We start from the raw sequence: 17,762 nt of genomic DNA, 5'->3' as shown, positions 1-17,762 counted from the left end.
AAGGAGACAGAGCAGTGCTGAACGGGTTCAAGGACTTCATCCTGCGCGGGAACGTCATCTCGATGGCGATCGGTCTCGCCGTCGGGGCCGCCTTCACCGCCGTCGTGACGGGCTTCAGCAACGCCTTCATCACGCCGCTGATCGGCCTCGCCACCCGTGGCACCGGAGACTTCAGCAAGGCTTCCTACAAGGTCGACGGCGTCGTGTTCCCGTACGGCCTCTTCATCAGCGCCGCCATCGCCTTCCTGATCACCGCCGCGGTCCTCTACTTCTGCGTGGTGGTCCCCATGGCCAAGGTGCAGAACCGCTTCACCAAGGAGGCGGAGGAAGAGGTCGTCAACATCAAGGCCGCCCTCCGCGACTGCCCGCGCTGCTACAGCGAGATTCCTGCCGTCGCCTCCCGCTGCGGCCACTGCACCAGCGAGGTCGAGCCCGACCCCGAGGCGCTCTCCCTCGTCAAGCTCCCCGCCCAGCAGCACTGACGCCGCCGGCGACGGCGCACCGGCCGCACAACGCCACCGACGTCACAGCGGCTCCGCCCGGGACCGTGGCACCGCGCCCGTACCCCGGAACCGCCCCAGGACCACAGCACCCACCGCGCGGCGCCACGCGGTGACCCGGCCGCCCCGAGGCCCGTCACACCCACGAGGCCCCCTGCCACCCGTACGGCTCAGCGCCCCTCCGTACGAGGCCGGGGGCCCGACCGGCGTGAACACACCGCACCGCCCCGCCCTCCAGCCGCACGCACAAGGGAACTAGCTCCCCTCGCCTGGCGTTGACCAGTGCAGGAGGCTCCACTGGGAAGTGGAGCACCACCATGCAAAGGGTTCCCCTGCTGCACCACTTGGAGGGCGTACCGTGCACCGCCGGCACAACGGGCTGAAGACCGCCGTACTCCTCGGGGGACTGTCCGCACTCATCATCGTCATCGGCAGCTTCTTCGGACGTACGGGCCTCGTCGTCGCGCTTCTGGTAGCCGTCGGCACCAACGCCTACGCGTACTGGAACAGCGACAAGCTCGCCCTGCGGGCCATGCGCGCCCGCCCCGTCAGCGAATTCGAGGCGCCGCAGCTCTACCGCACCGTCCGCGAGCTCTCCACGGCGGCCCGCCAGCCCATGCCGCGCCTCTACATCTCCCCGACACAGGCGCCCAACGCCTTCGCCACCGGACGCAACCCCCGCAACGCCGCCGTCTGCTGCACCGAGGGCATCCTCCAGATCCTCGACGAACGCGAGCTGCGCGGCGTTCTCGGCCACGAGCTCAGCCATGTCTACAACCGGGACATCCTCATCTCGTCCGTCGCCGGAGCCCTCGCCTCCGTCGTGATGTTCCTGGTCAACTTCGCCTGGCTCATCCCGGTGGGCCGCTCCAACGACGACGAGGGGCCTGGCCTCCTGGGCATGCTCCTGATCATGATTCTGGGGCCGCTCGCCGCCTCCGTCATCCAACTCGCCGTCAGCCGCTCCCGCGAGTACGAGGCCGACGCCTCGGGCGCCCAGCTCACCGGCGACCCGCTGGCGCTCGCCAGTGCCCTGCGCAAGCTCGACGCCGGGACGAAACAACTCCCGCTGCCACCTGAGCCGAGGATCGAGACCGCGAGCCACATGATGATCGCGAATCCCTTCCGGCCCGGTCGGGGGGCGGCGAGAATGTTCTCCACCCACCCGCCGATGGCGGAGCGAATCGCCCGACTAGAACAGATGGCAGGTCATCGCCCGTGAAAACCATCCTGAACATCATCTGGCTGATCCTCTGCGGGTTCTGGATGTTCCTCGGCTACCTGCTCGCGGGCGTCCTGCTCTGCATCACCATCATCGGCATCCCCTTCGGGCTCGCCGCCTTCAGGATCGGCGTCTACGCCCTCTGGCCGTTCGGCTACACCGTCGTGGACCGCCGGGACGCCGGTTCGCCCTCCTGCGTGGGGAACGTCCTCTGGCTGATTCTCGCCGGATGGTGGCTCGCCCTCGGCCACATCACCACCGGCATCGCCCTGTGCGTCACGATCATCGGCATCCCCCTGGGCATCGCCAACTTCAAGCTGATCCCCGTCTCCCTCATGCCCTTCGGCAAGGAGATCGTCCCTACGGACCAGCCCTTCGTCACCCGCTAGGCGCTGACCCCCCAGCGCCGACGGGACGACCGTCAGCGGTGCCGGCACCGGCCGGAGGCGTCCGCCCCGACCCCGCGGCCGTCCCCGGGCAACCGAACGCGCATGCGCGGCGTCTTGGGTTTCAAGAGGAAGCAAGGGGTAGGGGCAGCAGCATGGGCATCATCAGTTGGATCATTCTCGGGCTGCTGGCCGGAGTCATAGCGAAAATCCTCCTCCCGGGACGCGACCCGGGCGGCATCATCGGCACCACTCTCATCGGCGTCGCCGGGGCCTTCGTCGGAGGCTGGCTCTCCAGCGAATTCCTCGACCGCCCCATCAGCAACGACTTCTACGACACCGCGACCTGGATCGCCGCCATCGCCGGTTCACTGGTCCTGCTCATCGCCTACCGACTGCTGTTCGGCAACTCCCGCGAACGCCGCTGACCCGGGGCCGTCACCGGGGCCCGGCAGGCCACCGGCGTACACCGTCCCCCCGCGCGTCCGGTGACGTCATCCCCGTCTCCCGCAGCGTCAGGTTCAGCCGGCCGGTCCGCAGCCCCGCCGCCGGGTCGGCCGGCCCCGCGTACACCTTCGGCACCCCGTGGAACGCGAAACGCGAGGGCCCGCCGAAGACGAACAGATCCCCGGACCCCAACTCCACGTCCGTATAGGGCTGCCCGCGTCCTTCCGTGTTCCCGAAGCGGAACACGCACCTCGCCCCGATGCTCAGCGACACCACGGGAGCGCTCGACCGCTCCCCCTTGTCCTGGTGCATGCCCATCCGGGCGTCGTCGTCGTAGAAGTTGATCAGCGCGGTGTCCGGTGCGAACGCCTCCGCCGCCCCCGCGTCCCCGTACGCCTCGGCCACCGCCGCCCGCCCCAGGTCGCCCAGCCAGCCAGGGAACGCGGCCACCCGGGCGCCGTTCACGTCGTCAGCCGTACGCACGTACCGGTACGGCTGCCAGTGCCACCCCAAACACACCGTCCGCACCGACATCACCCCGCCGCCCGGCAGCACCGTGTGCCGGAACGGGACCGGCCCCCGCGCCCACTGACGGCACGCCGACACCAACTCCGCCCGCCGCTCCACCGGCAGCCACTCCGGCACATGGACGGCGCCCGGTGCGACCTCCCGCCGGGGCCGGCGGAACAGACCGTCCGAGGAAGGCGGAAGCCCAGGTTCCACGGCTCAGCCCGCCACGCCTTCGATGCCCAACAGCAGCTTCTTCCGCTCCAGTCCGGCCGCGTACCCCCGCAGCGCCCCGTCCGCCCCGATCACCCGGTGGCACGGCCGCACGACCAGCAACGGATTGCGCCCGATCGCCGTGCCCACCGCCCGCACCCCCGCGCCGGAGGCCCCGACCCGCGCCGCGACCTCCCCGTACGAGACGGTGCTCCCGTACGGGATCGACTCCAGCACCGCCCAGACCCGCCGCTGGAACTCCGTGCCCGGGCCCTGTGCCAACGGCACGTCGAACCGCGTCGAGCGGCCCGCGAAGTACGCCTCCAACTGCGCGGCGGCCTCCGCGAACGCCTCAGGGGCGTGCCGCCAGCCGTCCTGGACGGCCACGCCGCCCTTCTGACCCGGCATCGACAGCGAACGCAGCCGGGCCCCGGCGCCTCCGGCCGCGTCCGGCCCGCCCACCGCGGTCTCGCCGACCAGCAGCAACTCGCCCAGCGGGCTCTCCACCCGCGCATACACCGTCGTCGTCATGCCCGATCACTTCTCCCGTCCGTACGGCCAGTCTGCGCCCCACCGCCGAACTCCACCGGCGGTATTCGGACACCGCACCGGGCCCCGGTCCCGGAACACGAAGAGGCACACCGCCGAGGCCGGCCTCGGCGGTGTGCCTCCGCTGCACTCAGCCCGGTCCGGTCCGACCGGTCAGGCAACGCCCGTACGGATCGAAGCAGCGGGTCAGCGGTAGTTCACGAACTGCACGGCGAAGTCGAAGTCCTGCCCCTTCAGCAGCGCCTGCACGGCCTGCAGGTCGTCCCGGCTCTTCGAGCTGACCCGCAGCTCGTCACCCTGGACCTGCGCCTTGACGCCCTTCGGGCCCTCGTCGCGGATGATCTTCGCCACCTTCTTGGCGTTGTCCTGGGAGATGCCTTCCTCGATCGTGGCGAAGATCTTGTACTCCTTGCCGGAGAGCTGCGGCTCACCGGCGTCCAGCGACTTCAGCGAGATGCCGCGCTTGATCAGCTTGGACTGGAAGGTGTCGAGGATGGCCTTGACGCGCTCCTCGCCGTTCGCCTCCATCAGGATCTTCTCGCCCGACCACGAGATCGAGGCGCCCGTGCCCTTGAAGTCGTAACGCTGGGAGATCTCCTTGGCGGTCTGGTTGAGGGCGTTGTCGACCTCCTGCCGCTCGACCTTCGAGACGATGTCGAAACTGGAGTCGGCCATGACGTGTGGCTCCTTGCGTCGAATGCTGTGGGATACGGCGCAAGCCTAGCCACCACCGCCCCCTCCGGCCGCTGATCAATCAGGTGGCGGAGCACCCCCGGCCATCAGGTATTGTTTACGTCGTCGCCAAGGAACTCCACACGAGATCCGACGCGTCGTTCGAGGCGGTGTGCCCGAGTGGCCAAAGGGAGCAGACTGTAAATCTGCCGGCTCAGCCTACCCAGGTTCGAACCCTGGCGCCGCCACGCGAACGAAGCCCCCGACCAGTCCGTCCGGTCGGGGGCTTTCTCGTTGTCGGGGCGGGGCGGGGCCGGCCGGATCAGTTGCCCGCGACGTCCTTCACGGCCACCGTCACCGGCACGTTCCCGGAGATCGCTTCGAGGGTGAGACCCGCCGTCGCCGGGGTGTCCAGCAGCTCCAGCAGCGTGGCCGCCACGTCGTCGCGGGGGATCGGGCCGCGGCCCGTCGAGACGGCCAGGAGGACCTGTCCGGTGCCCGCGTCGTCGGTCAGCATGCCGGGGCGCAGGATCGTCCAGTCCAGCGCGCTGCGGGAGCGCACGTCGGCGTCGGCCGCGCCCTTGGCCCGCAGATACACGTCGAAGACCTCGTCGCCGGGGTGGTCCGGGTCGGCGCCCATCGAGGAGACGACGAGGTACCGGCGTACGCCCGCCGCCTCGGCCGCGTCGGCGAACAGCACGGCCGCGTCGCGATCGACGGTGTCCTTGCGGGCGACACCGCTGTTCGGCCCCGCGCCCGCCGCGAAGACGGCCGCGTCCGCGCCGCGCAGAACCTCCGCGGTCTGCTCCACGGTGGCCGATTCGAGGTCCAGCACGACGGGCCGGGCGCCGGCTTCGGTCAGGTCCTGACTCTGTTGGGGGTTGCGGATGATCCCTACGGCTTCATCCCCGCGTGCGGCGAGCAGCCGCTCCAGCCGCAGTGCGATCTGTCCGTGTCCACCTGCGATGACAATGCGCATACCCCCGACCGTACGCCCGGGGGCGGGGGCGCGCTCAGTCCGTCGGCCCCGCGCCGGAGTCGGACCGCCCCTGTCGGGGGAGTCCACCGGGGCCCGCGGTGGCGTCGGAGCCCGAGTCGCGGTACTCGCGCACGGCGCTGGTGCGGGCGACGATCCGGCCGCGGTGGATGACGATGCGGCTGTACGCGACGGAGAGCACCGCGGAGAGCCGTTCGCCGCGTACGGCGAGGAGTTCGGCGGGGAAGCCCGCCTCGACCCGCACGTCGGGAAGGCCGAGGGCCGCGCGGGCGGTCGTGGAGACCAGGGCGTACGCCTGTTCGGCGCGCAGTCCTGCCTGCGAGGCGAGGAGGTAGGCGGCTTCGAGCGGATCGCCGCGGCCGACGGGGTTGGCCGTGTCCCGCAGCGCGCCGCTGCCCGCCGCGACGCGCACGCCGGCGGAGCGCAGGAGGCGTACGGGGGCGGCCGTACGGCGTTCCGCGCCGGCGCAGCCGCCCTGGGGCAGGCAGACCACGGTGATCCCGGCGGCGGCGAGCTGGTCGGCGGCGCGGGTCGCGGCGTTCAGGGGCAGGTGGGCCAGGCCGCCGCAGGGGCCGAGGGCGACGCCAGGGCGCAGGCCGGCGGCCATCGCGGCGAGCCGGGCCAGACGGGCGGGGTCGTCGCCGTCGGTGTGCAGGTCCACCGGGCGGCCGTGCTCGGCGGCGATCTCCAGGACGGCTTCGGTGTAGCCGGTGGGGTCCGGGTCGAGGTCGGGGCAGCCGCCGACGACGGGCGTGCCCATGCTCATCGCGTCCCTGAGCATCGCGAGGCTGTCCGCTCCCGCGACGCCGGTGAGGAGCCGGGGGACCGCGACGGGCGTGACGTCGGCGAGGCCGTGCAGGGCGCGCCGGGCCCGCAGGACGGCTTCGAGCGGGGCGAGGCCCTGGACGTCGCCGACGCGGACGTGGGTGCGCAGGGCGGTGGCGCCGTGGCCGAGCTGGAGGAGGGCGGCCTCGGTGGCGCGGCGCTGGATGTCCTCGGTGCGCCGGGAGGCGGGGCCGGGGCTGCCGGGGCCCACGCTGTCCGCGGTGAGGGCGGTGTCGCCGTGCGCGTGGGGCTCGGCCGGGGCGGGGAGGAGGAGGTAGCCGCGCAGATCGACGCGGGGACCGCGGGCGGTGAGGCTGCCCGCGGTGCCCACGGCCTCGATCCGGCCGCCGCTGAGGCGTACGTCCACGGCTCGGCCGTCGGCGAGGCGGGCTCCGCCGAGGACGAGGGCGGGGGTGTCGGCGGGGGCGGCCGCGTCGGCGCTGTCGGGCGCGTTGTCGTCGGGCCGCCGCGGCTGGCTGTCGGGCATCGCGCTCCTGGGAGGGGTGCAAGGTCACACGGAGTGACCACACCTTAGGGGCGTGCGGCGGCGGCTTCCGGGAGGAGCCGAATAGTCGTACCGGTGTGCCCGTACCGGGGGCCGGCCGGGGCCGTTCCGGAGTCGGCCGCGGCCTGGATCAAGGGCTGATCAGGGGGTGTGAGGGGCCCCGGGCGGGGGGCCGGAGCAAGCGGCACAAACGGATTTGGGCAACCGGCGGGGGACCGTGTAATGTCTTCATCGCTCGCCCCAATAGCTCAGTCGGTAGAGCGTCTCCATGGTAAGGAGAAGGTCTGCGGTTCGATTCCGCATTGGGGCTCTGGTGATCGGGAAACCCCGCTTCGGCGGGGGGACTCACATCATCAAAGCGGTGTAGCTCAGTCGGTAGAGCAAGCGGCTCATAATCGCTGTGTCACCGGTTCAAGTCCGGTCACCGCTACTAACGGTAGCCGATTGCTGGGTCGGTCCTTCGATCGGCTACCCTTTTATGCGTTCATCCGTCCACCGTCCGTCCAAGGAGCACTCACGTGGCTGCCACCGACGTCCGCCCGAAGATCACGCTGGCCTGCGTGGAGTGCAAGGAGCGGAACTACATCACCAAGAAGAACCGGCGTAACAACCCGGACCGTCTTGAGATGAAGAAGCACTGCCCGCGCTGCAACTCGCACACCGCGCACCGCGAAACGCGCTGAATCAGGCTCGTACACGAGGCCGTCCCCTCTGGGGGCGGCCTCGTGTCGTTGTATGGGGTGGGCTCCCCTCATGGGGCGTGCCCTTATTCGTCTTTCATCAGGAGGTAGCGAGCTGATGGCGCTCGACCAGTCCTTCGTGGGGCGGACCTATCCGCCCACTCCGGCGTACGAGGTCGGCCGGGAGAAGATCCGCGAGTTCGCCGAGGCGGTGGGCGATTCCCATCCGGCGTACGTCGACGCGGAGGCCGCCCGCGCGCTCGGTCATGCCGATGTGATCGCACCGCCCACGTTCGTCTTCGCGATCACCTACCGGGCCGCCGGAGAGGTGGTGCAGGACCCGCAGCTGGGCCTGGACTACAGCCGGGTGGTGCACGGGGACCAGAAGTTCTCGTACGTGCGTCCGGTACGCGCGGGGGACCGGCTGACGGTCACGTCGACGATCGAGGGCATCAAGTCCCTGGCGGGCAACGATGTCCTGGACGTCCGCGGGGATGTCCGCGACGAGGCCGGCGAACTGGTGGTCACGACGTTGATGAAGCTGGTGGCGCGCGCCGCCGAGGAGGCGTGATGACGGCGAAGGTCTCTTACGGTTCGGTCGAGGTCGGTACGGAGCTGCCGGCGCAGACGTTCCCGGTGACGCGGGCCACGCTCGTGCGGTACGCGGGCGCCTCGGGCGACTTCAACCCCATCCACTGGAACGAGAAGTTCGCGCGGGAGGTCGGGCTGCCGGACGTGATCGCCCACGGCATGTTCACGATGGCCGAGGCGATCCGGGTGGTGACCGACTGGGCCGGCGACCCGGGCGCGGTCGTCGACTACGGAGTGCGTTTCACGAGGCCGGTCGTCGTACCCAACGACGACGAGGGCGCTCTGATCGAGGTCAGCGGCAAGGTCGCGGCGAAGCTGGACGACCACCTGGTCCGGGTCGACCTGCTCGCCATGTGCGACGGCAAGAAGGTGCTGGGGATGTCCCGGGCCGTGGTCCGGCTCGCCTGAGGCGTGCCGCCGGCCCGGCCGGCCGGAGCGCTGGGGCCCCCGAGCCGGTGGCCGCCTGAGCACCCGGACCCCGGTGTACGGTCCGTGGCCCCGCACGAGCGGCGGGGGCGCGGACCGTACTCTTGTCCCCGTGCAGGAACTCCACGACGCCCCCCTCGCCCCCCTGACCACCTTCCGGCTCGGCGGCCCCGCCGCCCGGCTGCTGACCGCCACGACCGACGCCGAGGTGATCGCCGCCGTGCGCGAGGCCGACGCGGACGGCACCCCGCTGCTGGTGATCGGCGGCGGCTCCAACCTGGTCATCGGGGACAAGGGCTTCGAGGGCACCGCGCTGCGGATCGCCACCAAGGGTTTCGCGCTCTCGGGGACGTCCCTGGAGCTGGCGGCCGGCGAGGTGTGGACCGACGCCGTCGCGCGGACCGTCGAGGCGGGCCTCGCGGGCGTCGAGTGCCTGGCGGGCATCCCCGGATCCGCGGGCGCGACGCCCATCCAGAACGTCGGCGCGTACGGTCAGGAGGTGTCCTCCACCATCACGGAGGTGGTCGCCTACGACCGGCACAGCCAGGAGACCGTGACGATTCCGAACGCGGAGTGCGCGTTCTCGTACCGCCACAGTCGTTTCAAGGCCGAACCCGACCGGTTCGTCGTGCTGCGTGTCCGGTTCGAGCTGGAAGAGGCGGCCGGGCTCTCCGCACCCCTGAAGTACCCCGAAACGGCCCGGGCGATGGGCGTCGAGCAGGGCGACCGCGTCCCGCTGCCGGCCGCCCGTGAGACCGTGCTGCGGCTGCGCGCCGGCAAGGGCATGGTGCTGGACCCGGAGGACCACGACACCTGGTCGGCGGGGTCCTTCTTCACCAACCCGATCCTCGAGGCCGCCGCGTTCGAGGACTTCCTCCACCGGGTCCGCGAGCGGCTCGGCCGGGACGTGACGCCGCCGGCCTTCCCCGCCGAGGACGGCCGGACCAAGACCTCGGCGGCCTGGCTGATCGACCGGGCCGGATTCACCAAGGGCTACGGCACCGGCCCCGCCCGGATCTCCGCCAAACACACCCTCGCCCTCACCAACCGGGGTACGGCCACCACCGAGGACCTGCTCGCCCTCGCCCGCGAGGTCGTCGCCGGGGTGCACGCGGCCTTCGGCGTCACCCTCGTCAACGAGCCGGTGACGGTCGGCGTGAGCCTGTAGAAGGCGTACGCCGGCCGGCCGGGTACGTACGCCGGCCGGCAGAGACCGTACGCCGGGCGGCAGCCAGACGTCCGCGGTCAGTACGCGACGCCCACGCCCTGCCGCACGGCCGCCGGGTCGTCGGTCAACGCCAGCATCGCGTGCGCCACATCGGCCCGGGAGATCGACCGGCTGCTGCGCGGCGTACCGCCCACGACCTGCCGGTAGACACCCGTGAGCGGCCCGTCCGTGAGCTTCGGGGGACGTACCGAGGTCCAGTCCGTCCCACTGCGGACCAGCGCCGCCTCCATCCGGGCGAGATCGGCGTACAGCTCGGCCAGGACCGCCCCGATCCCCTTGCGCACCAGTCGGTCGACCAGCGGTTCGTCCGCCGGCTCCGGCCCGATCGGCACCGCGCTCACCACCAGCAGCCGCCGGGCCCCCTCGGCCTCCATCGCGGCCAGGACCTGCCCGGTCAGCCGTTCGACGACGCCGTTCGCCTTCCGGCCGCGCGAGCCCAGCCCGGAGAGCACCGCGTCCCGGCCCGCCACCGCCGCCCGCACCGCCGCCGGGTCGTCCAGCGGTACGACGGCGTGCAGCGCGGTGCGGTCCGGTGAATCCGGCAGCCGGCCGGGATCGCGGACCACGGCCGTCACCTCGTGGCCCGCCGCGAGGGCCTGCCCGACGATCTCCCGACCGACGCCGCCGGTCGCCCCGAACACGGTGATTCGCATGGTGCGCTCCCTGGTGGGTGAGTGTTCACTCACCCCTAGAGTGAGTTGTCCCCACCCGGACGTCAAGATCTCCGGGTCACACGGCCTGTTGGAGCACGCATGGACCAGAAGCCCGCCCGCGTCCGGATCGTCGACGCGGCGCACGAGCTGATGCTCTCCATCGGCCTCGCCCGGACCACCACCAAGGAGATCGCCAGGGCGGCCGGCTGCTCGGAGGCCGCGCTCTACAAGTACTTCTCCGGCAAGGAGGAGCTGTTCGTCACCGTCCTCGCGGAGCGGCTGCCCCGCCTCGGAAACCTGCTCGGCGGACTGACGGCGGGCGAGGGCGCCGTCGAGGGCAATCTCGTGGACGTCGCCCGGCAGGCCGCCCTGTTCTACGAGCAGACCTTCCCCATGGCCGCCTCCCTGTACGCCGAACCCCGGCTCAAGCGCCGCCACGAGGAGGGCATGCGGGAGCTGGGAGTCGGGCCCCACCTGCCGATCCGGCAACTCGACGCCTACCTGCGCGCCGAACAGGCGGCGGGCCGTGTCCGGGCCGACGCGGACACCTATGCCGCCGCCTCCCTGCTGCTGGGCGCCTGCGCCCAGCGGGCCTTCGCCTACGCGGCGCTCCCCGGCGGCGAGCCTCCGCAGCCCCTGGACGACTTCGCCGCCTCCCTCGCCCGCACGCTGCTGGGCGGGATCGGCCCGGGAGCCCCCGGGATCAGCTAGCCAGCCAGTCGTCGATCCCGGAGAGCAGCTTCTCCCGTACGTCCACGGGGGCCGCCGATCCGCGCACCGACTGGCGGGCCAGCTCGGCCAGCTCCTCGTCGGTGAACCCGTGGTGCCGGCGCACCAGGTCGTACTGGGCGGCCAGCCGCGAACCGAACAGCAGCGGGTCGTCCGCTCCCAGCGCCATCGGTACGCCCGCGTCGAACAGAGTGCGCAGGGGGACGTCGGCGGGCTTCTCGTAGACGCCGAGCGCCACGTTGGACGACGGGCAGACCTCGCAGGTGACCCCGCGCTCGGCGAGCTTGCGCAGCAGCCGCGGGTCCTCGGCGGCCCGGACACCGTGGCCGATGCGCGAGGCGTCCAGGTCGTCGAGGCAGTCGCGCACGCTGGAGGGCCCGGACAGCTCGCCGCCGTGCGGAGCCGCCAGCAGGCCGCCCTCGCGGGCGATGGCGAAGGCCCGGTCGAAGTCGCGGGCCATGCCGCGCCGCTCGTCGTTGGACAGCCCGAAGCCGACGACGCCCCGGTCCGCGTACCGCACGGCCAGCCGGGCCAGGGTGCGGGCGTCCAGCGGGTGCTTCATCCGGTTGGCGGCGATCACCACGCGCATGCCGAGGCCGGTGTCCCGGGCGGCGCTGTCCACGGCGTCGAGGATGATCTCGATCGCCGGGATCAGCCCGCCCAGCAGCGGGGCGTACGAGGTGGGATCGACCTGGATCTCCAGCCAGCCGGAGCCGTCCGCGACATCCTCCTGGGCGCTCTCGCGCACCAGACGGTGGATGTCCTCCGGTGACCGCAGACACGACCGGGCGATGTCGTAGAGCCGCTGGAAACGGAACCAGCCGCGCTCATCGGTCGCCCGCAGTTTCGGCGGCTCACCGCCGGTCAGGGCGTCGGGGAGATGGACCCCGTACTTGTCGGCGAGTTCGAGCAGGGTGGTGGGCCGCATCGACCCGGTGAAGTGCAGGTGCAGGTGGGCCTTGGGCAACAGACGTACATCACGCTCCATTGGAAGATCCTGCCGCACGGGCGGGCCGGAGCGGTAGCCGCTTTCCCCTACGGGGTGCGGCTCGAACAAAAAGGTGCCCCCGGCCGGTGGAGGGTTCCAGCGGCCGGGGGCACCTTCGTGAGCGGTTCTCGGCAGACCGGTCAGGCCGTGGCCTCGCCCAGCAGCTTCTGCATCCGCGAGACGCCCTCGATCAGGTCGTCGTCGCCCAGCGCGTAGGACAGGCGCAGGTAGCCCGGGGTGCCGAACGCCTCGCCGGGGACGACGGCGACCTCGGCCTCGTCCAGGATGAGCGCGGCCAGCTCGACGGTGGTGGCCGGACGCTTGCCGCGGATCTCCTTGCCGAGCAGCTCCTTGACCGCCGGGTAGGCGTAGAACGCGCCCTCGGGCACCGGGCAGAACACGCCGTCGATCTCGTTGAGCATCCGCACGATCAGCTTGCGGCGGCGGTCGAAGGCGGTGCGCATCTCGGCGACGGCGTCCAGCGGACCGGAGACCGCCGCGAGGGCGGCGACCTGGGCGACGTTGGAGACGTTGGACGTGGCGTGCGACTGGAGGTTGGTCGCGGCCTTCACCACGTCCTTCGGGCCGACGATCCAGCCCACCCGCCAGCCGGTCATCGCGTACGTCTTGGCGACGCCGTTGACGACGACGCACTTGTCCCGCAGCTCGGGGACGATCGCCGGGAGGGAGGTGAAGGTCGCGTCGCCGTACACCAGGTGCTCGTAGATCTCGTCGGTGAGCACCCAGAGGCCGTGCTCGACGGCCCAGCGGCCGATGGCCTCGGCGTCGGCCTCGCTGTAGACGGCGCCGGTCGGGTTGGACGGCGAGACGAACAGGACGACCTTGGTCTTCTCCGTGCGCGCGGCCTCCAGCTGCTCGACGGAGACCCGGTAGCCGGTGGTCTCGTCGGCCACGACCTCGACCGGGACCCCGCCGGCGAGCCGGATCGACTCGGGATAGGTGGTCCAGTACGGGGCGGGGACGATGACCTCGTCGCCCGGGTCGAGAATCGCGGCGAACGCCTCGTAGATGGCCTGCTTGCCGCCGTTGGTCACCAGGATCTGGCCGGGGTCGACCTCGTAGCCGGAGTCGCGCAGCGTCTTCTGCGCGATGGCGGCCTTGAGCTCGGGGAGCCCGCCGGCCGGGGTGTAGCGGTGGTACTTCGGGTTGCGGCAGGCGTCGACCGCGGCGTCGACGATGTAGCCGGGCGTCGGGAAGTCGGGCTCGCCGGCCCCGAAGCCGATCACCGGGCGCCCGGCGGCCTTGAGGGCCTTGGCCTTGGCGTCGACGGCGAGGGTCGCGGACTCGGAGATCGCACCGATGCGGGCGGAAACCCGGCGCTCGGACGGTGAAGTTGCAGCGCTCATGGGCCCCATGCTCGCAGACCGCGAAAGCCGCCGGCACAGGGGTTTCAGGGTCCGGACAGGACCCGGACAGCATCCGGACAGGACCGGTCGGTAGTTGTCTGTTCGACGCGACGGCCCCGAGCACGTACACTCACCTGTCGTTGGCCTTCACCAGCCGCACCGTTCCTGCACCCGGTCACCGGGGAAGATGCGGTAGGTTGGTGGAAACCACAAAGGGTCGTAGCTCAATTGGTAGAGCACTGGTCTCCAAAACCAGCGGTTGGGGGTTCAAGTCCCTCCGGCCCTGCTACACACTCCTTCGCCAGGATGTGTGCGCATGTACGTACTTCATTGCACAGCCGTGCGGCTCCACCGGGCGCGGCACGGCCACGACCCGGAATCAGGTGAGTAGCGTGACGGACGCCGTGGGCTCCATCGACATGCCTGATGCTGAGGATGAAGCTCCCGAGTCGAAGAAGAAGACTCGGAAGGGCGGCAAGCGCGGCAAGAAGGGCCCCCTGGGCCGGCTCGCGCTGTTCTACCGCCAGATCGTCGCCGAACTCCGTAAGGTCGTCTGGCCGACGCGTAGCCAGCTGACGACGTACACCTCCGTGGTGATCGTCTTCGTCGTCGTCATGATCGGTCTTGTTACCGTTCTCGACATGGGATTCGCGCGGGTCATCAAGTACGTCTTCGGCTGATCCCGCGGAAGGCGTCCGACCGGCGCCCCTTTCGCACGTTCCACCCTTTGTATCCAGGAAGAAGCAGCCATCGTGTCTGACCCGAACCTGAACGACGCCGTCGAGCCCGAGGCTGGCGCCTTCGAGTCCGCCAAGGACGAGCTCGACATCGTTGAGGCTGCTGACTCCGTGGACCCGGACCAGGCCCAGGCCGCAGACCTCGCCGCCGGCGAGCCCGCCGAGCAGGCCGCCGTGAACGTCGAGGCCGAGAAGTCCGACGAGCCCGGCGAGAGCGCCGCCGCAGCCGAGTCCGACGAGGAAGAGGCCGCCGAGGCGGTCGAGGCCGACGACGAGGGAGAGGCCGAGCCGGCCGCCCCCGTCGACCCCGTCGCCGCCCTGCGCGAAGAGCTCCGCGGCCTCCCCGGCGAGTGGTACGTCATCCACACGTACGCCGGTTACGAGAAGCGCGTGAAGGCCAACCTGGAGCAGCGTGCCGTCTCGCTGAACGTGGAGGAGTTCGTCTATCAGGCCGAGGTGCCCGAAGAGGAAATCGTCCAGATCAAGAACGGCGAGCGCAAGAACGTCCGGCAGAACAAGCTCCCCGGCTACGTGCTGGTGCGCATGGACCTGACGAACGAGTCCTGGGGCGTCGTGCGGAACACGCCGGGCGTCACCGGCTTCGTGGGCAACGCCTACGACCCGTACCCGCTGACCCTGGACGAGATCGTCAAGATGCTCGCCCCGGAGGCCGAGGAGAAGGCCGCCCGCGAGGCCGCCGAGGCCGAGGGCAAGCCTGCTCCGTCCCGCAAGGTCGAGGTCCAGGTGCTGGACTTCGAGGTCGGTGACTCGGTCACCGTCACGGACGGCCCCTTCGCCACGCTGCAGGCCACGATCAACGAGATCAACGCCGACTCGAAGAAGGTCAAGGGCCTCGTCGAGATCTTCGGCCGCGAGACTCCGGTCGAGCTCAGCTTCGACCAGATCCAGAAGAACTAGCGCCTCCCGCCGGTTTCTGGACACATGCCTACCCAGCAGGTCAGAGGGGCTTCGCGGCCGCTCTGACCTGCTGGGTTTTTGGTCGCACAGCTATACCCGTTATCGTTGTGCGGTATGCCTCCATCCGGATGACCGGAATCGGCGGCGAAACACTCTCATAGGACCCGGAGAGAGCAATGCCTCCCAAGAAGAAGAAGGTCACGGGGCTTATCAAGCTCCAGATCAACGCCGGTGCGGCGAACCCGGCCCCGCCGGTCGGCCCCGCGCTCGGCCAGCACGGCGTCAACATCATGGAGTTCTGCAAGGCCTACAACGCCGCGACCGAGTCGCAGCGTGGCATGGTCGTGCCGGTGGAGATCACGGTCTACGAGGACCGTTCCTTCACCTTCATCACGAAGACTCCGCCGGCCGCCAAGCTGATCCTCAAGGCCGCGGGTGTGGACAAGGGCTCCGGCGAGCCGCACAAGACCAAGGTCGCCAAGCTGACGGCCGCCCAGGTCCGCGAGATCGCCACGACGAAGCTCCCCGACCTGAACGCCAATGACCTCGACGCCGCGTCGAAGATCATTGTCGGCACCGCCCGTTCCATGGGCATCACGGTCGAAGGCTGATCCAGCCCCGTAACCACCAGTGGTAGGACCAAGCGCTGGTCCGCACCACGACTCCACATTCGGAAACCACAGGAGTAGAAGTGAAGCGCAGCAAGAACCTCCGCGCTGCGGACGCCAAGATCGACCGGGAGCGCAACTACGCCCCGCTCGAGGCCGTCCGTCTCGCCAAGGAAACGTCCACCACGAAGTTCGACGGCACCGTCGAGGTCGCCTTTGCCCTGGGTGTCGACCCGCGCAAGGCCGACCAGATGGTCCGCGGCACCGTGAACCTCCCGCACGGCACCGGCAAGACCGCCCGGGTCCTGGTCTTCGCGACCGGTGACCGTGCTGCGGCCGCGGAAGCCGCCGGAGCCGACATCGTCGGCGCCGACGAGCTCATCGACGAGGTGGCGAAGGGCCGTCTGGACTTCGACGCCGTCGTCGCGACCCCGGACCTCATGGGCAAGGTCGGCCGCCTGGGCCGCGTGCTCGGTCCGCGTGGTCTGATGCCGAACCCGAAGACCGGCACCGTCACCCCCGATGTCGTGAAGGCTGTCAACGACATCAAGGGCGGCAAGATCGAGTTCCGCGTCGACAAGCACTCGAACCTGCACTTCATCATCGGCAAGACCTCGTTCGACGAGACCAAGCTGGTGGAGAACTACGCAGCGGCGCTGGACGAGATCCTCCGTCTGAAGCCGTCCGCCGCCAAGGGCCGCTACATCAAGAAGGCCACCCTGGCCACCACGATGGGCCCCGGCATCCCGCTGGACGCCAACCGCACCCGCAACCTCCTCGTCGAGGAGGACCCGGCCGCCGTCTGAGCCTTTCGTGCTCACCCGGTAGCCGCGTCGTACGCGTGCACTGTGTGAACGGGCCCCGCAACCTTTCGAGGTGCGGGGCCCGTCCTCGTATCCGTGAGGCCCTCTCCCTGTCAGTGCCCTGTGGCACTGTAGTGCGGGGGACGAAAGACGATACGAGGGGTGGACGGCACATGAGGACGAGCACGGCACGACGCATGGGCACGGCTCTGGCCGCCGCGGCGGCACTGACGTCGATAGCGGCCTGCGGTGGCTCAGACGGCTCGGGGGGCAGCAGCGGCTCCGGCAAGGACAAGGCCGGCGCCATCGGCAAGGTGAGCCCTGTGGCCGCGCTGAAGCAGGTGCAGCAGAAGACCGGTGGCGCCCAGTCCGCGAAGGTCGAGGGCACCACCGAGATGGGCACCGCCGTGTCCATGAAGCAGTCCGGCGCCATCGGCTGGGCCGACGGCCTCTCGGGCACGCTGACCATCACGTACACCGGTGGCACCATGGGCGACGCCCTGAAGCAGGCCGGCGGCGACGGATCGATGGAGGCGCGGTACTTCAAGGACGAGTACTACGCCAACATGGGTGACGGCATGGCGGCCAACACCGGCGGGAAGCACTGGATCCGGTATTCCTACAAGGACATCGCCGAGCTGGGCGGCGCCTCCGGCGACGTCATGAAGGACCAGCTCCAGAACAGCACGCCCGAGCAGGGCGTGAAGGCGCTCCTGGCCTCCGGCGACGTGAAGAAGGTCGGCCAGGAGGACGTCCGCGGGGTTCCCGCGACGCACTACTCCGGCACGGTCGACGTGGCGGAGCTGACCGCGAAGAACAGCAACCTGGACGCCGAGCAGCTGGCCGCCTTCAAGGAGCAGCTGGCCCTGGCCGGGGTGAGCACCCAGACCGTCGACATCTGGGTCGACAAGAACGACCTCCTGGTGAAGAAGACCGAGCGCGGCGAGATGAAGACCGGCACGTTCAACTCGACGCTCTTCTACAGCGACTACGGCATCGAGGTCCCCTCCGAGAGGCCGCCGGCTTCGGACACCGTGGACTTCAAGGAGATGATGAAGCAGGAGGGCGGCGCCACGGTCGGGGCCTCCTGACACCTCCCGCACAGGACGAAGGGGGACGGATTTGCCCGTCCCCCGTCCGGTCGCGTAGTCTCACCAAGAAGCCAAAGACCGCTGGTCGTCACTGTGCCTCGTCAGAGGGACGGTGACCGA

22 protein-coding genes and 4 tRNA genes are annotated in these 17,762 nt (G+C 70.5%); 18 read left to right on the top strand and 8 right to left on the bottom strand.

Annotation, left to right across the window (positions count from 1 at the left end; translation table 11 throughout):
- Nucleotides 1-14: 14 nt before the first annotated feature.
- From mscL to ACIQMU_RS05240, 4 genes are all read left to right on the top strand, one after another.
- The gene (gene mscL, locus ACIQMU_RS05255; protein ID WP_352243446.1) at nucleotides 15-482 is read left to right on the top strand and encodes a large conductance mechanosensitive channel protein MscL; all 468 of its coding nucleotides are present in this window, start codon (nucleotides 15-17) and stop codon (nucleotides 480-482) included.
- A 376-nt stretch (nucleotides 483-858) separates the two neighbouring features.
- Complete coding sequence (gene htpX, locus ACIQMU_RS05250) at nucleotides 859-1,722, top strand: zinc metalloprotease HtpX (protein WP_352243447.1); 864 nt, start codon at nucleotides 859-861, stop codon at nucleotides 1,720-1,722.
- A complete protein-coding gene (locus ACIQMU_RS05245; RefSeq protein WP_352243449.1) occupies nucleotides 1,719-2,111 on the top strand; it encodes a YccF domain-containing protein in 393 nt (130 codons plus the stop codon). Before htpX ends, ACIQMU_RS05245 begins: the two co-directional genes overlap by 4 nt.
- A gap of 152 nt (nucleotides 2,112-2,263) precedes the next feature.
- Nucleotides 2,264-2,536, top strand: a complete 273-nt coding sequence (locus ACIQMU_RS05240; RefSeq protein ID WP_352243451.1) for a GlsB/YeaQ/YmgE family stress response membrane protein — start codon at nucleotides 2,264-2,266, stop codon at nucleotides 2,534-2,536.
- Between the two features lie 10 nt (nucleotides 2,537-2,546).
- Here the strand turns inward: ACIQMU_RS05240 and ACIQMU_RS05235 are convergent, their stop codons facing one another.
- From ACIQMU_RS05235 to ACIQMU_RS05225, 3 genes are all read right to left on the bottom strand, one after another.
- The gene (locus ACIQMU_RS05235) at nucleotides 2,547-3,278 is read right to left on the bottom strand and encodes an alpha-ketoglutarate-dependent dioxygenase AlkB (protein WP_352243452.1); all 732 of its coding nucleotides are present in this window, start codon (nucleotides 3,276-3,278) and stop codon (nucleotides 2,547-2,549) included.
- A gap of 3 nt (nucleotides 3,279-3,281) precedes the next feature.
- Entirely contained in the window at nucleotides 3,282-3,806 is a 525-nt protein-coding gene (locus ACIQMU_RS05230) for a methylated-DNA--[protein]-cysteine S-methyltransferase (protein ID WP_352243453.1), read from the bottom strand.
- A 204-nt stretch (nucleotides 3,807-4,010) separates the two neighbouring features.
- A complete protein-coding gene (locus ACIQMU_RS05225) occupies nucleotides 4,011-4,499 on the bottom strand; it encodes a YajQ family cyclic di-GMP-binding protein (protein ID WP_352243454.1) in 489 nt (162 codons plus the stop codon).
- A 163-nt stretch (nucleotides 4,500-4,662) separates the two neighbouring features.
- Between ACIQMU_RS05225 and ACIQMU_RS05220 the strand changes: the two genes are divergently transcribed.
- Nucleotides 4,663-4,744 (top strand) — tRNA-Tyr (locus ACIQMU_RS05220).
- 74 nt (nucleotides 4,745-4,818) lie between these two features.
- Here ACIQMU_RS05220 and ACIQMU_RS05215 read toward each other — a convergent pair.
- Nucleotides 4,819-5,475: an SDR family oxidoreductase gene (locus tag ACIQMU_RS05215; protein ID WP_402688224.1), complete on the bottom strand. Its 657-nt coding sequence runs from the start codon at nucleotides 5,473-5,475 to the stop codon at nucleotides 4,819-4,821.
- A gap of 34 nt (nucleotides 5,476-5,509) precedes the next feature.
- Nucleotides 5,510-6,805 carry an amidohydrolase family protein gene (locus ACIQMU_RS05210; RefSeq protein ID WP_402688223.1) on the bottom strand — a complete coding sequence of 432 codons (1,296 nt, stop codon included), beginning with the start codon at nucleotides 6,803-6,805 and terminating at the stop codon, nucleotides 5,510-5,512.
- Between the two features lie 255 nt (nucleotides 6,806-7,060).
- Between ACIQMU_RS05210 and ACIQMU_RS05205 the strand changes: the two genes are divergently transcribed.
- From ACIQMU_RS05205 to ACIQMU_RS05180, 6 genes are all read left to right on the top strand, one after another.
- Nucleotides 7,061-7,133: transfer RNA gene (locus ACIQMU_RS05205), tRNA-Thr, on the top strand.
- A gap of 47 nt (nucleotides 7,134-7,180) precedes the next feature.
- A tRNA-Met gene (locus tag ACIQMU_RS05200) sits at nucleotides 7,181-7,253 on the top strand.
- Between the two features lie 88 nt (nucleotides 7,254-7,341).
- The gene (gene rpmG / locus ACIQMU_RS05195) at nucleotides 7,342-7,506 is read left to right on the top strand and encodes a 50S ribosomal protein L33 (RefSeq protein ID WP_003956487.1); all 165 of its coding nucleotides are present in this window, start codon (nucleotides 7,342-7,344) and stop codon (nucleotides 7,504-7,506) included.
- Nucleotides 7,507-7,621: 115 nt separating this feature from the next.
- Nucleotides 7,622-8,074 carry a MaoC family dehydratase N-terminal domain-containing protein gene (locus ACIQMU_RS05190; RefSeq protein WP_352243475.1) on the top strand — a complete coding sequence of 151 codons (453 nt, stop codon included), beginning with the start codon at nucleotides 7,622-7,624 and terminating at the stop codon, nucleotides 8,072-8,074.
- Complete coding sequence (locus ACIQMU_RS05185) at nucleotides 8,074-8,502, top strand: MaoC family dehydratase (protein ID WP_352243476.1); 429 nt, start codon at nucleotides 8,074-8,076, stop codon at nucleotides 8,500-8,502. The genes ACIQMU_RS05190 and ACIQMU_RS05185 overlap by 1 nt, the downstream gene beginning before the upstream one ends.
- A 130-nt stretch (nucleotides 8,503-8,632) precedes the next feature.
- A complete protein-coding gene (locus ACIQMU_RS05180) occupies nucleotides 8,633-9,688 on the top strand; it encodes a UDP-N-acetylmuramate dehydrogenase (RefSeq protein WP_352243477.1) in 1,056 nt (351 codons plus the stop codon).
- A gap of 77 nt (nucleotides 9,689-9,765) precedes the next feature.
- On the opposite strand, the gene ACIQMU_RS05175 is transcribed toward ACIQMU_RS05180, so the two are convergent.
- Nucleotides 9,766-10,401: an NAD(P)H-binding protein gene (locus ACIQMU_RS05175; protein WP_352243478.1), complete on the bottom strand. Its 636-nt coding sequence runs from the start codon at nucleotides 10,399-10,401 to the stop codon at nucleotides 9,766-9,768.
- Nucleotides 10,402-10,500: 99 nt separating this feature from the next.
- On the opposite strand from ACIQMU_RS05175, the gene ACIQMU_RS05170 reads away from it, so the two are divergent.
- The gene (locus ACIQMU_RS05170) at nucleotides 10,501-11,112 is read left to right on the top strand and encodes a helix-turn-helix domain-containing protein (protein ID WP_352243480.1); all 612 of its coding nucleotides are present in this window, start codon (nucleotides 10,501-10,503) and stop codon (nucleotides 11,110-11,112) included.
- On the opposite strand, the gene ACIQMU_RS05165 is transcribed toward ACIQMU_RS05170, so the two are convergent.
- A complete protein-coding gene (locus tag ACIQMU_RS05165) occupies nucleotides 11,105-12,118 on the bottom strand; it encodes an adenosine deaminase (protein ID WP_352243481.1) in 1,014 nt (337 codons plus the stop codon). The genes ACIQMU_RS05170 and ACIQMU_RS05165 overlap by 8 nt on opposite strands.
- Before the next feature lie 140 nt (nucleotides 12,119-12,258).
- Nucleotides 12,259-13,485 (bottom strand): pyridoxal phosphate-dependent aminotransferase, encoded by a 1,227-nt coding sequence (locus ACIQMU_RS05160; protein WP_352243482.1) that lies wholly within the window; start codon nucleotides 13,483-13,485, stop codon nucleotides 12,259-12,261.
- Between the two features lie 213 nt (nucleotides 13,486-13,698).
- Here ACIQMU_RS05160 and ACIQMU_RS05155 point away from each other — a divergent pair.
- The 6 genes from ACIQMU_RS05155 to ACIQMU_RS05130 all read left to right on the top strand — a co-directional run bounded on the left by ACIQMU_RS05155 (nucleotide 13,699) and on the right by ACIQMU_RS05130 (nucleotide 17,642).
- A tRNA-Trp gene (locus tag ACIQMU_RS05155) sits at nucleotides 13,699-13,771 on the top strand.
- A gap of 106 nt (nucleotides 13,772-13,877) precedes the next feature.
- The gene (gene secE, locus ACIQMU_RS05150; RefSeq protein ID WP_018960177.1) at nucleotides 13,878-14,165 is read left to right on the top strand and encodes a preprotein translocase subunit SecE; all 288 of its coding nucleotides are present in this window, start codon (nucleotides 13,878-13,880) and stop codon (nucleotides 14,163-14,165) included.
- 72 nt (nucleotides 14,166-14,237) lie between these two features.
- Nucleotides 14,238-15,140, top strand: coding sequence for a transcription termination/antitermination protein NusG (nusG, locus tag ACIQMU_RS05145; protein WP_402688222.1), 903 nt, complete (start codon nucleotides 14,238-14,240; stop codon nucleotides 15,138-15,140).
- A 176-nt stretch (nucleotides 15,141-15,316) separates the two neighbouring features.
- Nucleotides 15,317-15,751 (top strand): 50S ribosomal protein L11, encoded by a 435-nt coding sequence (gene rplK / locus ACIQMU_RS05140; protein WP_352243484.1) that lies wholly within the window; start codon nucleotides 15,317-15,319, stop codon nucleotides 15,749-15,751.
- An 80-nt stretch (nucleotides 15,752-15,831) separates the two neighbouring features.
- A complete protein-coding gene (rplA, locus tag ACIQMU_RS05135) occupies nucleotides 15,832-16,554 on the top strand; it encodes a 50S ribosomal protein L1 (protein ID WP_018960179.1) in 723 nt (240 codons plus the stop codon).
- Between the two features lie 170 nt (nucleotides 16,555-16,724).
- Nucleotides 16,725-17,642, top strand: a complete 918-nt coding sequence (locus ACIQMU_RS05130) for a hypothetical protein (protein ID WP_402688221.1) — start codon at nucleotides 16,725-16,727, stop codon at nucleotides 17,640-17,642.
- The last annotated feature ends 120 nt before the right edge of the window (nucleotides 17,643-17,762 follow it).

Origin of the sequence: Streptomyces sp. NPDC091649, from assembly GCF_044756785.1 — a bacterium.
Classification (GTDB): Bacteria; Actinomycetota; Actinomycetes; order Streptomycetales; family Streptomycetaceae; genus Streptomyces.
Note: the sequence above shows the minus strand (reverse complement) of the source record. Positions and strands in the feature narration are given on the sequence as shown.

Bases quoted from the DNA above. Each gene is read 5' to 3' on its own strand.
- ACIQMU_RS05240 (WP_352243451.1), top strand. From the start codon at position 2,264: ATGGGCATCATCAGTTGGATCATTCTCGGGCTGCTGGCCGGAGTCATA.
- ACIQMU_RS05230 (WP_352243453.1), bottom strand. From the start codon at position 3,806: ATGACGACGACGGTGTATGCGCGGGTGGAGAGCCCGCTGGGCGAGTTG.
- ACIQMU_RS05225 (WP_352243454.1), bottom strand. From the start codon at position 4,499: ATGGCCGACTCCAGTTTCGACATCGTCTCGAAGGTCGAGCGGCAGGAG.
- ACIQMU_RS05215 (WP_402688224.1), bottom strand. From the start codon at position 5,475: ATGCGCATTGTCATCGCAGGTGGACACGGACAGATCGCACTGCGGCTG.
- ACIQMU_RS05210 (WP_402688223.1), bottom strand. From the start codon at position 6,805: ATGCCCGACAGCCAGCCGCGGCGGCCCGACGACAACGCGCCCGACAGC.
- ACIQMU_RS05190 (WP_352243475.1), top strand. From the start codon at position 7,622: ATGGCGCTCGACCAGTCCTTCGTGGGGCGGACCTATCCGCCCACTCCG.
- ACIQMU_RS05185 (WP_352243476.1), top strand. From the start codon at position 8,074: ATGACGGCGAAGGTCTCTTACGGTTCGGTCGAGGTCGGTACGGAGCTG.
- ACIQMU_RS05175 (WP_352243478.1), bottom strand. From the start codon at position 10,401: ATGCGAATCACCGTGTTCGGGGCGACCGGCGGCGTCGGTCGGGAGATC.
- ACIQMU_RS05170 (WP_352243480.1), top strand. From the start codon at position 10,501: ATGGACCAGAAGCCCGCCCGCGTCCGGATCGTCGACGCGGCGCACGAG.
- ACIQMU_RS05165 (WP_352243481.1), bottom strand. From the start codon at position 12,118: ATGGAGCGTGATGTACGTCTGTTGCCCAAGGCCCACCTGCACCTGCAC.
- ACIQMU_RS05160 (WP_352243482.1), bottom strand. From the start codon at position 13,485: ATGAGCGCTGCAACTTCACCGTCCGAGCGCCGGGTTTCCGCCCGCATC.
- rplK (WP_352243484.1), top strand. From the start codon at position 15,317: ATGCCTCCCAAGAAGAAGAAGGTCACGGGGCTTATCAAGCTCCAGATC.
- ACIQMU_RS05130 (WP_402688221.1), top strand. From the start codon at position 16,725: ATGAGGACGAGCACGGCACGACGCATGGGCACGGCTCTGGCCGCCGCG.